Raw genomic sequence first — 14,761 nt, forward strand, 5'->3', positions numbered from 1 at the left:
TGCGGATGTCCTGACCGGCGGATGTCCTGAGCCACGGATGTCCTGAGCCACGGACCGACCCGTCGCGGGCGACCGACCCGGCCGCGGGCTCCGGTCAGGGGGCCAGACGACCGAGGGTGGTGCCCGCCAGGGCGCGGGTCTCACGGGCCAGGTGCGCCTGGTCGGCGTATCCCGTGCGCTGGGCCGCGTCGGCGTGCCCCGTTCCCGAGCGGACCAGGGCCAGGGCGCGTTGGAAGCGGAGGACCCGGGCCAGGGTCTTGGGCCCGTAGCCGAACGCCTCCAGGGATCTGCGGTGCAGGCCGCGCGCGCCGAGCCCCACCTCGTCGGCCACCGCGCCGACGGTCCGTCCGACGCGGAGCCCGGCGACGATCCGCGCCACCAGCGGGTCGGCGCGGCGCGCCGCCCATCGTCGGGCGGCCAGGGCCTCCAGGGCCGCGGCGGGGTCGGCCGCCGCCGCGATCCGGGCCGCGAGGGCACCGACCTCCCGGGCGGACCAGAGTTCCGCGAGGTCCACCCGCCGGTCGCGCAGGACGTGGGCGGGTACGCCCAGGACCGGTGCCGCGGTTCCGGGCGCGAACCGCACTCCGGTGTACGGGGCGGAGCCGTCCGGCCGGTGGGCCCGGGTGTCGGGTCCCGCGACGAGCAGCCGGCCCTCGCTCCAGAGCAGGTCCATGCAGCCGTCGGGCAGGACGGTGCCGCCCCCGCCCCCGCCCGGCTCCGGCTCCGCACTCCACACGACCGCCCCGGGCACCCGGGAAGCCCTTTCGACGTACCCCATGCGGCCCAGGCTACGGCGCAGGGACAGGCACAGGGACAGACGTAGGGGCAGGGGCAGACGTAGGAGCAGGTCGCGGGCGGTGCTCGCGGTGTTCCTGGGGGCTGACCCCGTAGACCCGTTTGAAGGCGCTGGACAGGGCGAAGGCGCTGCCGTACCCGACCTGTCGGGCGATCGCGCCGATGGTGAGGTCGGTGTCGCGCAGGAGGTCCGCGCAGTGGGCGAGGCGCCATCCGGTGAGGTACGCCATCGGGGGTTCCCCGACGAGCGCGGTGAACCGGCGGGCGAGGGCCGCCCGGGACACCCCGGTCTTCGCGGCGAGTGCGGCGACGGTCCACGGGTGGGCGGGTTCGTCCTGGAGGAGTCGTAGGGCCGGCCCCACGACCGGGTCGCCCAGGGCCGCGTACCAGGCGGGGGCCTCGGCCTCCGGCCGGGAGAACCAGGCCCGCAGCGCTTGGATGACGATGAGGTCGAGCAGTCGGTCGAGCACGACTTCCTGGCCGGGCTCGTCTCGGGCCATCTCCGCGGCGAGCAGCGTCAGCAGTCCGCGGTCCCAGTCCCCGGCCGTGAGGGTGAGCAGCGGCGGCAGTGCGTCGAGGAGTCGTCCGCTGATCTCGCCGCGCAGGTGGTACGTCCCGATGAGCAGCGCGACGGAGGCGTCCGTGCGTTCCCCCCAGGTCCGTAGCCCGAGGTCCATCACGCCGTGCAGCAGCTCGCCGTCGGGCGTCGCGCAGATGCCGCCGGGCAGACAGCGGACCAGGGGGACGGTGTCGGGGGCGTCGGCGCAGGTGTAGTGCTCGGGGCCGCGGGCCAGTGCGATGTCCCCGGGACCGATGCGGATCGGAGCCCCGCTGGTGGGGACGATCCACGCCTCCCCGGTGACCACGACCATCAGGGAGAGGGGAGCCTGGTCCTCGACCCTGACCGACCAGGGCGGGTCGAAGCAGGCGCGGATGAGGAAGGCGCCACGGGCCCGTGGGCCTTCCAGCAGCCCGGCGAGTACGTCCATGCCGGTCAGGGTAGGGCAGTGGCGGCCGGAGCCCCGCTGCGGACCGACCGGCGGGCCCACGGGACCGGGACCTTCCGGACGGAACGCCCCCATGGGCGAACCCGTCGGCGGAGCTGGACCCCGGCGGCGAACCCGGCGGGGGTCGGGACCTGGTGGACCGGTCAGTCGCGGTGGCGTTCCCGCCCGGGTCCCTCGGCCGCGCGGGACCAGACGTCTCCCGCTGCGCCCGGGTCCTGTCGGTGTCGTCCGGGGAGGACCGCGCCGTGGTGGACGCCCCCGGCGACCTCGCCGTGGGGGGTTCCCGGGTGGTGGGCGGCCGGGGTGCGCAGGGCGGCCTGGGGTCCGGTGGGACCGCCCCCGTCGCGGCCCGTCGCCCGGGCCTCGCCGTCGCCGACCGCGGCCTCGCCGGAACCGTCCGCCGGTGGGCCGTCGGAGGGGCGCCACAGAGGGGTGCGCAGCCGGGAGCCGAGGTCCTCCGGGGGCAGGAACTTCGACCAGCGCTCGGGGAACTCGGACGGCATCTCCGGGTCGTCGGCCTGGTCCGCCCGGTCCGCCTGGTCGGAGTAGTCGGCGTAGTCCGCGTCGTCGGAGTAGCCGGAGGGCTCGTGGAAGTCGGGGAAGACGGAGTACTGCTCGCCGCCGTGGCGGCGCCAGGCCGCGGCGCGGGCCACGTACTCGGCGATCTGTGCCTGCTTCGCCCGTTCCTGTGCGGCGCGGGCCGCCGCGGTGGCGACGGAGGGCCAGACGCGGTCGATCGCCGCGTTCACCGCGGCGCCGACCAGCACGGCGAACGCCGAGACGCCGATCCACAACAGCACCGCGACGGGGGCCGCCAGCGAGCCGTAGATGGTGGGGCCCTCGACGGTGTTGGTCAGGTAGATGCGGAGCAGGAAGCTGCCGAGCACCCACATCCCGAGGGCGACCAGCGCCCCGGGCACGTCCTCCACCCAGGGCGAGCGCACCGGTACGGAGACGTGGTAGAGCGTGGTCAGGAAGGCCACGGACAGCACGATCACGACCGGCCAGTAGAGCACTTGGACGACGGTGGTCGACCAGGGCACCACCTTCACCACCGCGTCCGGCCCCGCGACTATCAGCGGGAGCGCCACCGAGCCGATCAACAGGGCGACGATGAACAGCAGGAAGGCGAGCAGCCGCGTCTTCACGATGCCGCGGGCGCCGTCGAGTCCGTACATGACGGTGATGGTGTCGATGAAGACGTTCACCGCCCGGGAGCCGGACCACAGGGCGAACAGGAAGCCGATGGAGATGATGTCGGGTCGGCCGCCCTCCATCACGTCGTCGAGGATCGGCCGGGCGATCTCGTTCACGCCCTTGTCCGACAGGACGGTGCGGGACGCCTCCAGCAGATTGGACTCGACGCTGGCGATGGTGGAGGCACCGGTCCAGGAGTCGACGTACCCGAGCAGTCCGATGAGGCTCAGCAGCAGCGGCGGCACGGACAACAGCGTGAAGAACGCGGCCTCGGCGGCGAGGCCGAGGATGCGGTACTCGATGCACGAGTTGACGGTGTCCTTGAGCAGGAGCCAGGCGGTCCTGCGTTTGGAGACATCCCGATACAGGGCTTTGGCCCGGTGAAGACGGCCGGCTGGCCGATCAGGTGTTTCTTTTGCCTCGTGCACCTCCTTACCGTATCGGCATGGCAGCGCGCACTCACACCGTGACCAACCAGCCTCCGCCCTTGACGGGGTATGACGTGTTTGCTGGTGACCTGGCCCTTTCTGAGGCGGTCGGCCGCCATCTGGACCCTGCCCTCAGGGACGCGGCGGAGGCGGAACTGTCGCTGCTGGGGCGGGCCGCCGGCTCGGCCCAGGTCCAGGAGTGGGGGGCGCTGGCGAACGAGAACCCGCCCGCGTTGCGCACCCACGACCGTTACGGCCACCGGATCGACGAGGTGGCGTTCCATCCGGCGTGGCACCGCTTGCTCGGCAAGGCGGTCGGGGCCGGGCTGACCGCGGCGTGGACGACGCCGGGCGGGCACGTCCGGCGGGCTGCCGGGTTCCTGGTGTGGTCGCAGGCGGAGGCGGGGAACGGCTGTCCGCTGTCGATGACCCATGCGGCGGTGCCCGCGCTGCGCGCCGAGCCGGCCCTGGCGGCCGAGTGGGTGCCCCGGCTGACCTCGCGCACCTATGACGCGGGGCTGCGGCCGGCGGCCCGCAAGGCCGGCGCCCTGTTCGGCATGGGCATGACCGAGAAGCAGGGGGGCAGCGACGTCCGCGCCAACGCGACGGTCGCCACCGCGCTCGCGGGCGACGGCGAGTACGCCCTCACCGGGCACAAGTGGTTCTGTTCGGCCCCCATGTCCGACGGCTTCCTGGTGCTGGCCCGGGCCGCGGAAGGGCTGACCTGCTTCCTGGTACCGCGCGTCGTCGGGGACGGCACCCGGAACGCGTTCGCGATCCAGCGCCTCAAGGACAAGCTGGGCAACCGGTCGAACGCCTCCGCCGAGGTCGAGTTCGACGGCACCTGGGCGCGCCGGGTCGGGGCCGAGGGGCGCGGGGTGCCCACCATCATCGAGATGGTCACGGCGACCCGGCTCGACTGCGTCCTGGGGTCCGCGGCACTGATGCGGCAGGCGGTCGCCCAGGCGGTGCACCACACGACGTACCGGGAGGCGTTCGGCGGGCCCTTGGTGGACAAGCCGCTGATGCGCAACGTCCTCGCCGACCTGGCCGTCGAGTCGGAGGCCGCGACCACCCTGGCGCTGCGGCTCGCGGCGGCGTACGACGCCGCCGAGGACGGGGCCGACCCCGCGGCGGCCGGTGAGCGCGCCCTGCTGCGGATCGCGGTGCCGGTCGCCAAGTACTGGGTCACCAAGCGCTGCACCCCCCTGGTGGCCGAGGCCCTGGAGTGCCTCGGCGGCAACGGGTACGTCGAGGAGTCCGGGATGCCGAGGCTGCTGCGGGAGGCGCCGTTGAACTCGATCTGGGAGGGGTCGGGCAACGTGCAGGCCCTCGACGTGCTCCGGGCGCTCCAGCGGGAACCGGAGGCGCTGCACGCGTTCCTGGTGGAGGTGGGGCGGGCCCGGGGCGCCGACGACCGGCTCGACCGCGCGATCAAGGACCTGCTCACCGAGCTGGCGGACCTGGAGGGCCTGGAGGCCAGGGCGCGGCGGGTGGTGGAGCGGATGGCGCTGGTGCTCCAGGGCTCGTTGCTGGTCCGGTTCGCACCGCCCGCGGTGGCGGACGCCTTCTGTTCCTCGCGCCTCGCCCGCGACGGGGGCGGCGCCTTCGGCACCCTGGCGCACACCCTGGACCTGGCGTCGGTGGTCGACCGGGCCCGGCCGGTACGGGCCGGGTGAGGTGCGGCGGGGGTGGTACCGCGCCGACACGGCGCCACCCCCACCCGGCCCCGTGATGCGGAGCGCGCGCCGAACGAACGGCGCCGGGCTCAGCTTTGAGCACCCCTCGCACCTCCGCCAGAGTTGCAGGGGGTTGCACCCCCGCACCGAACTGCGCACTTCCGGGGCACCATGGGGGCGGGACGGGCCCGCTCCCACCGGGAGTACGCGCGGGCGCTGCGTGAAGGGGAGGGCTCGTGGTGATGCCATCGGCCATCGAGGTGGCGAGACTCGCCGCCATGGACGCGGAGCGGGCGTCGCGGCTGCTGCGGGAGGTCCACGCGGCGAACCTGGCGGGGGACCGCACGGGAGCCGGGCCCCGGCCGGTGATAGGCGAGTCCTGGGCCCGGGCGGTGCGCGGCGGCATCGATCCGGACCGCGACCACCGGGGCACGTTGCTGGGCCTGGAGCGGTTGGCCGAACTGCGCCAGCGCTCGCCCTTGCACGAGCTGCTGCCGCTGCTGCGGGAAGCGGTGGAGCCGGTGACCGACGCCTCGCAGTCGATCATGATCGTCAGTGATGCGGCCGGTCGGGTGCTCTGGCGGGAGGGCCATCCCGCGGTGCTGCGCAAGGCGGACCTGTTGGGGTGCGAGCCCGGGGCGGACTGGAGCGAGGCCGCGGTCGGCACCAACGGGGTGGGCACCCCGTTGGTGATCAGGCGGCCGGTGCGGGTGCACGCCGCCGAACACTTCGCTCGGGCCCAGCACGCGTGGACGTGCGCCGGCGCGCCGATCACCGATCCCCGGGACGGGCGGCTGCTCGGCACCATCGACGTGAGCGGACCGCACGAGACCCAGCACCCGGCCACCCTGGCGTTGGTGTCGTCGGTGGCGAAGCTGGCCGAGGCGCGGCTGCGGGAGCGACATCTGACGGGGCTGGAACGGCTGCGGTCGGTGGCGGCGCCGGTACTGGCGCGGCTCGGCGGACGGGCGCTCGCCGTGGACGGGGACGGCTGGACGGCCGGGGTGACCGGAATGCCGCCGGTGGACCGGGTGGCGCTGCCGCGGGGGCTGGCGCAGGGCCGGACGTGGCTGCCCTCGCTCGGCGACTGTCTGGTGGAGGCGCTGCCCGGCGGCTGGCTGCTGCGGGTGGCGCAGACCGGTGAGGCCCCGGCCACCCGGGTCCTGTTGGACGTGTCCGAAGCGCGGCGGTGGCACGTGACCGTGACCGGTGGCTCGGGGGGCTGGACGCACGAGCTGACCCCCCGCCATGCCGAGTTGCTGTACCTGTTGGCGGTGCACCGGGCGGGGCGCAGCGCGTCCGAGTTGGCGGAGGCGATGTTCGGTGACCCGAGTCGGACGGTGACCGTGCGGGCCGAGGTCTCGCGGGTGCGGAGGTATCTGGGCGGGCTGCTGTGCCACCGGCCCTACCGGTTCCGGGAGGACGTGACGGTGGAGCTGAGCCTGCCCGCACGACGCCACGACCTCCTCCCCCACTCGGCGGCCCCGGAGATCCGGTCCGCCGCCCCGGAGGTCCGTTTCGCCGCCCCGGAGACCCGCTCAGCCGCGCCGGCCCCGGAAGTCCGCTCGACCGCCCGGGAGGCTCCGGTCCGCCCGTGAGCGGGAGGGGCCACCGGGCGGGGCGGGCGGGTTCGGGACGCTTTCGTACCCTGGGCCCATGAGCATCACCGTGACCACATGGTCCCTCGAACAGACCTCCCCGGCCGATCTGATCCCGGCCAAGGAGCCGGAGGGTGACGTCCGGGTCGTCCGGGCCGAGGTACCCTCGCCGGAGTTCAGCCGCTTCCTCTACACGGCGGTGGGCGGGGACATCCGTTGGACGGACCGGCTACCGCTGACGTACGCCGATTGGCGGGAGCGGCTGGAGCGTCCGGGGACGGAGACGTGGGTCGCGTACGACCGGGGCACTCCGGCGGGTTACGTGGAGTTGGAGGCCCAGGAGAACGGTTCGGTGGAGATCGTGTACTTCGGCTTGATCCCGGCGTTCCGGGGCCGCCGGATCGGCGGGCACCTGCTGAGCCTCGGCACGGCGCGGGCCTGGGACCTGGCCGGCCGCTGGCCGGATCTGGCTCCCACCAGCCGCGTCTGGCTGCACACGTGCAGCGAGGACGGGGCGCACGCGATGGACAACTACCTGCGCCGCGGCTTCCGACTGTTCGACACCAAGACGGCCCCGGAGCCCGAGGTGTCGACGCCGGGGCCCTGGCCGGGTGCCGGACCCGTCTGAGACGGACCGGCGGATCATGTGACCAAGACCACCCTTGTCTCACGATGCGGGACAAGGGTGTCCACATAGCGGATAACGCTAGACCGGTCCGACACCGTCGTGCCACGCTTCCGCCATGCCTTCAGCTGGAATCCCCTTGGTGAGTCGACGTCACGTCGACCTCGGCCGCGTGTCCAGCGCCATCTGTCCGGCGCGCTGACCGCCCTCAGCACCGCCGTCCCCCCAACCTCCTCAGCGCCTTCCGCCCTGTCGCACCTTCACGCCCCGGCGTGGTGCCCGGATCCGCGTCGTCGCCACCCATTCACTGCGCAGTGCCGCGCGCGGATGTCCCGCACCCTCCGCGCTGTTCCCGTATGCGCAGGTAAGAGCCGCTTTCCTGCCTGTCCGAAGGACGTATTCCCATGGTCTCCTCGGCCTCGACGCCGCCGCAGAAGCCCGCCGCAGCCGCGGCCCGCCGTAGGGTGACCCGTCACCGTGGCGAAGGCCAGTGGGCCAAGGGCCACTTCACCCCCCTGAACGGCAACGAGCAGTTCAAGAAGGACGACGACGGTCTCAACGTACGGACACGTATTGAGACGATCTACTCCCGGCAGGGTTTCGACTCCATCGACCCGAACGACCTGCGCGGCCGGATGCGTTGGTGGGGTCTGTACACCCAGCGCAAGCCCGGGATCGACGGCGGCAAGACCGCGATCCTGGAGCCGGAGGAGCTGGACGACAAGTACTTCATGATGCGCGTCCGCATCGACGGCGGTCGCCTCACCACCGAACAGCTGCGCGTGATAGCCGAGATCTCGCAGGAGTTCGCACGCGGCACGGCCGACATCACCGACCGGCAGAACATCCAGTACCACTGGATCCGCATCGAGGACGTGCCCGAGATCTGGCGCCGGCTGGAGGCCGTCGGCCTGTCCAGCACCGAGGCCTGCGGCGACACCCCCCGGGTGATCCTCGGCTCCCCGGTCGCCGGCATCGCCGAGGACGAGATCATCGACGGCACCCCGGCCATCGACGAGATCTACCGCCGGATCGTGGGCAACCGGGACTACTCCAACCTGCCGCGGAAGTTCAAGTCCGCCGTCTCCGGCTCCCCGTTGCTCGACGTGGCGCACGAGATCAACGACATCGCCTTCGTCGGCGTGCACCACCCCGAACTCGGCCCCGGCTTCGACGTCTGGGTGGGCGGCGGCCTGTCCACCAACCCCAAGCTCGGTGTCCGTCTGGGCACGTGGGTGTCCTTGGAGGACGTGCCGGACGTCTACGAGGGCGTCATCGGCATCTTCCGTGACTACGGTTTCCGCCGGCTGCGCAACCGCGCCCGGCTGAAGTTCCTGGTGGCCGACTGGGGACCGGAGAAGTTCCGCCAGGTCCTGGAGGACGAGTACCTGCTGCGCAAGCTGAACGACGGCCCGGCGCCCGAGCAGCCCGTGCACCGCTGGCGCGACCACGTGGGCGTGCACCGCCAGAAGGACGGCCGCTACTACATCGGGTTCGCCCCCCGCGTCGGCCGGGTCGACGGCACCATCCTCACCAAGGTCGCGCAGATCGCCGAGGAGCACGGCAGCGGGCGGCTGCGGACCACCGCCGAACAGAAGATGCTGGTCCTCGACATCACCGAGGACCGGGTCGACTCCGCGGTGGCCGCCCTGGAGGCGCTGGACCTGCGCGTCACGCCCTCCCCGTTCCGGCGCGGCACCATGGCCTGCACCGGTATCGAGTACTGCAAGCTCGCGATCGTCGAGACCAAGGCGCGCGCCGCCACGCTCATCGACGAACTGGAGCGCAGGCTCCCGGAGTTCGAAGAGCCGATCACCATCAACGTCAACGGCTGCCCCAACGCCTGCGCCCGCATCCAGGTGGCGGACATCGGCCTCAAGGGCCAGCTGGTGCTGGACGACGACGGCAACCAGGTCGAGGGCTACCAGGTGCACCTCGGCGGCGCGCTCGGCCTGGAGGCCGGTTTCGGCCGCAAGGTGCGCGGTCTGAAGGTGACTTCGCACGAGCTCCCCGACTACGTGGAGCGGGTCGTCCGTCGTTTCGAGGCCGAACGCGAGGACGGCGAGCGCTTCGCCACCTGGGTCACCCGTGCCTCGGAAGAGGCGCTGTCATGAGCGAGCGCGCCGCCCCCTTCCACTGCCCCTACTGCGGCGACGAGGACCTCCGCCCGAACGAACAGGGCCACGGCGCCTGGGAATGCGCGGCGTGCAACCGAGCCTTTCAGCTGAAGTTCCTCGGGCTGCTCGCCCGTGGGCTCCGCCGACAGGACACCGGAGGGGACTCGATATGACCGCCACGGGAACCACCGCACCGCACGACACGGACGGCCGCCGCCCGGCCGACACCACCGATGAGCGCGCCGCCGAGCTGAAGGCCCTCGCCGAGCGGGCCGGACGCGAGCTGGAGGACGCCTCCGCGCTCGCCGTCGTCACCTGGGCCGCCACCACCTTCGGCCCCCGCTTCTGCGTCACCTCCTCCATGGAGGACGCCGTCGTGGCCCATCTGGCGTCCCGCGCCCTGCCCGGCGTGGACGTGGTCTTCCTGGACACCGGCTACCACTTCCCGGAGACCATCGGCACCCGGGACGCCGTGGAGGCCGTGATGGACGTCAACGTCATCACCCTGACCCCGCGTCAGACCGTGGCGGAGCAGGACGCCGAGTACGGGCCCCGGCTCCACGACCGCGACCCCGACCTGTGCTGCGCGCTGCGCAAGGTCCAGCCCCTCCAGGACAGCCTCACCGGCTACGAGGCGTGGGCGACGGGCCTGCGCCGCGACGAGTCGCCCACCCGGGCCGGCACCCCGGTCGTCGGCTGGGACGCCAAGCGCCGCAAGGTGAAGGTCTCCCCCATCGCCCGCTGGACGCAGGACGACGTGGACCGTTACGTCGCCGAGTACGGTGTGCTGACCAACCCCCTGCTCATGGACGGCTACGCCTCCGTGGGTTGCGCACCGTGCACCCGGCAGGTCCTCGAAGGCGAGGACGCCCGCGCCGGACGCTGGGCCGGCCGGGGCAAGACCGAGTGCGGTCTGCACGGATGACCGCCGCCCGTCCGGGGGGCACCGCCCCCCGTCCCCCACACCAGGAGACCGAGCATGCCGAGGAGAAACACGTGAGCGGAGCCACCATCTGGCTCACGGGTCTGCCCAGCGCGGGCAAGACGACCATCGCGTACGAGCTGGCCGGACGGCTGCGCGCCGACGGCCACCGGGTCGAGGTCCTCGACGGCGACGAGATCCGCGAGTTCCTCTCCGCGGGTCTCGGCTTCGACCGTGCGGACCGGCACACCAACGTGCAGCGCATCGGCTTCGTCGCCGAACTCCTCGCCCGCAACGGCGTCCTCGTCCTCGTTCCGGTGATCGCGCCCTACGCCGACAGCCGTACGGCGGTGTGGGAACGGCACGACAAGGCCGGCACCCCCTACGTCGAGGTGCACGTCGCCACGCCGGTGGACGTGTGCGCGGTCCGGGACGTGAAGGGCCTGTACGCCAAGCAGGCGGCGGGCGAGATATCCGGCCTCACCGGGGTCGATGACCCGTACGAGCAGCCCGAGGCGCCGGACCTGCGGATCGAGTCCCAGGACCAGACCGTCCAGGAGTCCGCGACCGCGCTGCACGCACTGCTCACCGAGAGGGGCCTCCTATGACGGCGACCGCGGCCACGGCCCGCGACGGCCACGGCGACGACGTCCGCACGGGACGCGGACCGGCCGGCCAGGAGAGCCCCTACACGCTCTCGCACCTCGACGCGCTGGAGTCCGAGGCCGTCCACATCTTCCGCGAGGTGGCGGGCGAGTTCGAGCGACCGGTGATCCTGTTCTCCGGCGGCAAGGACTCCATCGTCATGCTGCACCTGGCGCTGAAGGCGTTCGCGCCGGCGCCCGTGCCGTTCACGCTGCTGCACGTCGACACCGGGCACAACTTCCCCGAGGTCCTCGACTACCGCGACCGGACGGTGGCCCGCCACGGGCTGCGGCTGCTCGTCGCCTCCGTGCAGGAGTACATCGACCGCGGCGCACTGCGGGAGCGGCCCGACGGCACCCGCAACCCCCTCCAGACCGTCCCGCTCACCGAGGCGATCCAGCAGCAGCGGTTCGACGCCGTGTTCGGCGGCGGGCGCCGCGACGAGGAGAAGGCACGGGCCAAGGAGCGGGTGTTCTCGCTGCGCGACGAGTTCTCCCAGTGGGACCCCCGCCGCCAGCGGCCCGAACTGTGGCAGCTCTACAACGGCCGGCACGCACCCGGTGAGCACGTCCGGGTGTTCCCGCTGTCCAACTGGACCGAGCTGGACGTGTGGCAGTACATCGCCCGGGAGTCCATCGAGCTGCCGGAGATCTACTTCGCGCACGAGCGCGAGGTGTTCATGCGCTCGGGCATGTGGCTGACCGCCGGTGACTGGGGCGGCGCCAAGGACGGCGAGCCGGTCGAGAAGCGACTGGTGCGCTACCGCACCGTCGGGGACATGTCCTGCACCGGAGCCGTCGACTCGGACGCGACCACCCTGGACGCCGTCATCGCGGAGATCGCCGCGTCCCGGCTCACCGAGCGGGGCGCCACCCGCGCCGACGACAAGCTGTCCGAGGCCGCGATGGAAGACCGCAAGCGCGAGGGGTACTTCTAGCCATGACCAACAGCACTGCGACGGCCGGGGAACTCGCCGGCCTCTCGGCGACCACCCTGCTGCGCTTCGCGACCGCCGGTTCGGTGGACGACGGCAAGTCCACCCTGGTGGGGCGGCTGCTGCACGACTCCAAGTCGGTGCTCGTCGACCAGTTGGAGGCCGTCGAGCACGCCTCCCGCAACCGCGGTCAGACGACCCCCGACCTGGCGCTGCTCACCGACGGCCTGCGCGCCGAGCGGGAGCAGGGCATCACCATCGACGTGGCGTACCGCTACTTCGCGACCCCGCGCCGCCGGTTCATCCTGGCCGACACGCCGGGCCATGTGCAGTACACCCGGAACATGGTCACCGGGGCGTCCACCGCCGAGCTGACGGTGATCCTGGTGGACGCCCGCAACGGCGTGGTCGAGCAGACCCGCCGGCACGCGGCCATCGCCGCCCTGCTGCGGGTCCCGCACGTGGTGCTCGCGGTGAACAAGATGGACCTGGTGGAGTTCGCGGAGCCGGTGTTCGCGGACATCGCCGAGGAGTTCACCGCCTACGCGACCGAGTTGGGCGTCCCCGAGGTGACGGCCATCCCGATCTCGGCCCTGACCGGGGACAACGTCGTGGACCCGTCGGCGAACATGGACTGGTACGGCGGCCCCACCGTCCTGGAGCACCTGGAGACCGTGCCGGTCAGCCATGACCTCGCGGAGTGCCACGCCCGGCTGCCGGTGCAGTACGTGATCCGGCCGCAGACCGCCGAACTGCCCGACTACCGCGGCTACGCGGGGCAGATCGCCGCCGGGACGTTCCGGGTGGGCGAGCAGGTCACCGTGCTGCCCTCGGGCCGCACCACGACGATCGCCGGGATCGACCTGCTCGGCCAGCAGGTGGACGTGGCATGGACCCCGCAGTCCGTGACGCTGCTGCTGGCCGACGACGTCGACGTCTCGCGCGGCGACCTGATCGTGCCGACCCTCGACGCACCGGCCACCACGCAGGACATCGAGGCGACGGTGTGCCACGTGGCCGACACGCCGTTGGTCGTGGGTCAGCGGGTGCTGCTGAAGCACACCACCCGCACCGTCAAGGCGATCGTCAAGGAGATACCGTCCCGGCTCACCCTGGACGACCTCTCCCAGCACCGCGAGCCGGGGCAGCTGGTCGCCAACGACATCGGCCGGGTGAAGGTCCGCACCGCCGAGCCGCTGGCGGTGGACGCGTACGCGGAATCCCGGCGTACCGGTTCGTTCCTGCTGATCGACCCGGCGGACGGCACCACCCTGGCCGCCGCCATGGCGGGCGAGTCGTTCGCCACGAACCGCGCCGGGGGCGGCGCCGCAGGGGACGGTGGCCGTGGGGACGGCACCGAGGACGGGTGGGACTTCTAGGCATGAGTACACAGGGGGAGGTGACCGGCCTGATGGACGAACGGGCAACCGGCGTCGGCGTCGGCGCTGATGTCTTCTCGACGTTCGCCAAGGAGGGCGGCCGCGTCGGCAGCGGCGCGCTCGGCAGTGGGCAGGGAGGTGTCGGGCGATGTGTGTGAAGACGTACGCGCACCGCTTGCGCGCCCTCACCCCCCACCTGCTGTACCGAGCTTTACGTAAGCCTGCCGACTTCCCGGCCACGACCTGAGTACGTGAACGCCGGGCCAACGAGAGGACCACCTCCCGTGCCTGCCACGCTTCGATCCACCAGCTTGCGACGCGGTCTGGCCGCCGCCGTCGCCCTCCCGCTCCTCGCGGTCAGCGCGACCGCCTGCGGCTACGGGTCCAAGTCGGACGACGACAAGGACGACAAGGCCGCCCCCGCCGCCAACGCGAAGAAGCTGTCCGCCGACACCGTGAAGATCGGCTACTTCCCGAACCTCACCCACGCCACCGCGCTCATCGGTGACCACCGCGGTCTGTTCCAGAAAGAACTGGGGGGCACCAGAGCCTCGTACGCCCAGTTCAACGCGGGTCCCTCGGAGATCGAGGCGTTGAACTCCGGTTCGATCGACATCGGTTGGATCGGCCCCAACCCGGCGATCAACGGTTACGTGAAGTCCAAGGGCTCCAACCTGCGGATCATCGGCGGATCGGCGTCCGGCGGCGTGAAGCTCGTCGTCAACCCGGACAAGATCAAGAAGCTGGACGACGTCAAGGGCAAGAAGATCGCGACGCCCCAGTTCGGCAACACCCAGGACGTGGCGCTCCTCAACTGGGCCGCCGAGCGGGGCTGGAAGGTCGACGCCCAGAGCGGCAAGGGCGACGTGAACGTCGTCCGCACCGACAACAAGATCACGCCGGACGCCTACAAGGCGGGTTCCATAGACGGCGCCTGGGTGCCGGAGCCCACCGCGTCCAGGCTGGTGGCCCTCGGCGGCAAGGTCCTCCTCAACGAGGCGGACCTCTGGCCGGACAAGAAGTTCGTGATCACTCACGTCATCGTGTCGCAGAAGTTCCTCGACAAGCACCCGGACGTGGTGGAGGCCGTACTGCGCGGCACCGTCAAGACCAACGCGTGGATCAAGGCGAACCCGGAGGAGGCCAAGAAGGCCGCCAACGACAAGCTGAAGGCCCTGTCCGGCAAGCCGCTGCCCACGGACGTCCTCGACAAGGCCTGGCCGTCGATCGAGTTCACCAACGACCCGCTGGCGTCGACGCTGAAGACCGGGGCGGAGTACGCGGTGAAGGCCGGTCTGCTGGAGAAGCCGAACCTCCAGGGGATCTACGACCTCACGACGCTGAACAAGGTCCTGTCGGCCGAGGGTCAGCCCGAGGTCGACGACGCCGGACTCGGCGTCAAGTAGCGGATTCCCGACCCCAGGAGGTGACGACC

General features: G+C 72.2%; 15 protein-coding genes. 12 read left to right on the forward strand and 3 right to left on the reverse strand.

The genetic code is table 11. The features are described 5' to 3' along the window. Nucleotides 1-94: 94 nt before the first annotated feature. The 3 genes from ACFV88_RS21720 to ACFV88_RS21730 all read right to left on the reverse strand — a co-directional run bounded on the left by ACFV88_RS21720 (nt 95) and on the right by ACFV88_RS21730 (nt 3,427). Nucleotides 95-778, reverse strand: a complete 684-nt coding sequence (locus ACFV88_RS21720; RefSeq protein ID WP_385493348.1) for a helix-turn-helix domain-containing protein — start codon at nt 776-778, stop codon at nt 95-97. A 10-nt stretch (nt 779-788) separates the two neighbouring features. After that, the gene (locus ACFV88_RS21725) at nt 789-1,784 is read right to left on the reverse strand and encodes an AraC family transcriptional regulator (RefSeq protein ID WP_385493349.1); all 996 of its coding nucleotides are present in this window, start codon (nt 1,782-1,784) and stop codon (nt 789-791) included. A 161-nt stretch (nt 1,785-1,945) separates the two neighbouring features. Next, the gene (locus ACFV88_RS21730) at nt 1,946-3,427 is read right to left on the reverse strand and encodes a YihY/virulence factor BrkB family protein (RefSeq protein WP_385493350.1); all 1,482 of its coding nucleotides are present in this window, start codon (nt 3,425-3,427) and stop codon (nt 1,946-1,948) included. Between the two features lie 17 nt (nt 3,428-3,444). Between ACFV88_RS21730 and ACFV88_RS21735 the strand changes: the two genes are divergently transcribed. The 12 genes from ACFV88_RS21735 (at nt 3,445) to ACFV88_RS21790 (ending at nt 14,732) form a co-directional block, all read left to right on the forward strand. Beyond that, a complete protein-coding gene (locus ACFV88_RS21735) occupies nt 3,445-5,106 on the forward strand; it encodes an acyl-CoA dehydrogenase family protein (protein WP_385493352.1) in 1,662 nt (553 codons plus the stop codon). Between the two features lie 242 nt (nt 5,107-5,348). Then, complete coding sequence (locus ACFV88_RS21740) at nt 5,349-6,704, forward strand: GAF domain-containing protein (RefSeq protein WP_385493444.1); 1,356 nt, start codon at nt 5,349-5,351, stop codon at nt 6,702-6,704. A 58-nt stretch (nt 6,705-6,762) separates the two neighbouring features. Beyond that, nucleotides 6,763-7,332: a GNAT family N-acetyltransferase gene (locus ACFV88_RS21745; protein ID WP_385493353.1), complete on the forward strand. Its 570-nt coding sequence runs from the start codon at nt 6,763-6,765 to the stop codon at nt 7,330-7,332. Between the two features lie 115 nt (nt 7,333-7,447). After that, nucleotides 7,448-7,531, forward strand: a complete 84-nt coding sequence (locus tag ACFV88_RS21750; RefSeq protein ID WP_353961789.1) for a putative leader peptide — start codon at nt 7,448-7,450, stop codon at nt 7,529-7,531. A gap of 202 nt (nt 7,532-7,733) precedes the next feature. After that, the gene (locus tag ACFV88_RS21755; RefSeq protein ID WP_385493354.1) at nt 7,734-9,443 is read left to right on the forward strand and encodes a nitrite/sulfite reductase; all 1,710 of its coding nucleotides are present in this window, start codon (nt 7,734-7,736) and stop codon (nt 9,441-9,443) included. After that, on the forward strand, nt 9,440-9,619 hold the full coding sequence (locus tag ACFV88_RS21760) for a hypothetical protein (protein ID WP_385493355.1): 180 nt from the start codon (nt 9,440-9,442) through the stop codon (nt 9,617-9,619). The genes ACFV88_RS21755 and ACFV88_RS21760 overlap by 4 nt, the downstream gene beginning before the upstream one ends. Beyond that, entirely contained in the window at nt 9,616-10,371 is a 756-nt protein-coding gene (locus ACFV88_RS21765; RefSeq protein ID WP_385493356.1) for a phosphoadenylyl-sulfate reductase, read from the forward strand. The genes ACFV88_RS21760 and ACFV88_RS21765 overlap by 4 nt, the downstream gene beginning before the upstream one ends. Beyond that, complete coding sequence (cysC, locus tag ACFV88_RS21770) at nt 10,368-10,976, forward strand: adenylyl-sulfate kinase (protein WP_385493357.1); 609 nt, start codon at nt 10,368-10,370, stop codon at nt 10,974-10,976. The genes ACFV88_RS21765 and cysC overlap by 4 nt, the downstream gene beginning before the upstream one ends. Continuing rightward, entirely contained in the window at nt 10,973-11,950 is a 978-nt protein-coding gene (gene cysD / locus ACFV88_RS21775) for a sulfate adenylyltransferase subunit CysD (protein ID WP_385493358.1), read from the forward strand. The genes cysC and cysD overlap by 4 nt, the downstream gene beginning before the upstream one ends. Before the next feature lie 2 nt (nt 11,951-11,952). Then, on the forward strand, nt 11,953-13,326 hold the full coding sequence (locus tag ACFV88_RS21780; protein WP_385493359.1) for a sulfate adenylyltransferase subunit 1: 1,374 nt from the start codon (nt 11,953-11,955) through the stop codon (nt 13,324-13,326). 20 nt (nt 13,327-13,346) lie between these two features. After that, nucleotides 13,347-13,484 (forward strand): hypothetical protein, encoded by a 138-nt coding sequence (locus ACFV88_RS21785; protein ID WP_385493452.1) that lies wholly within the window; start codon nt 13,347-13,349, stop codon nt 13,482-13,484. Between the two features lie 126 nt (nt 13,485-13,610). After that, a complete protein-coding gene (locus ACFV88_RS21790; protein ID WP_385493360.1) occupies nt 13,611-14,732 on the forward strand; it encodes an aliphatic sulfonate ABC transporter substrate-binding protein in 1,122 nt (373 codons plus the stop codon). The last annotated feature ends 29 nt before the right edge of the window (nt 14,733-14,761 follow it).

Origin of the sequence: Streptomyces sp. NPDC059816 (assembly GCF_042732055.1) — a bacterium.
GTDB lineage: Bacteria > Actinomycetota > Actinomycetes > Streptomycetales > Streptomycetaceae > Streptomyces.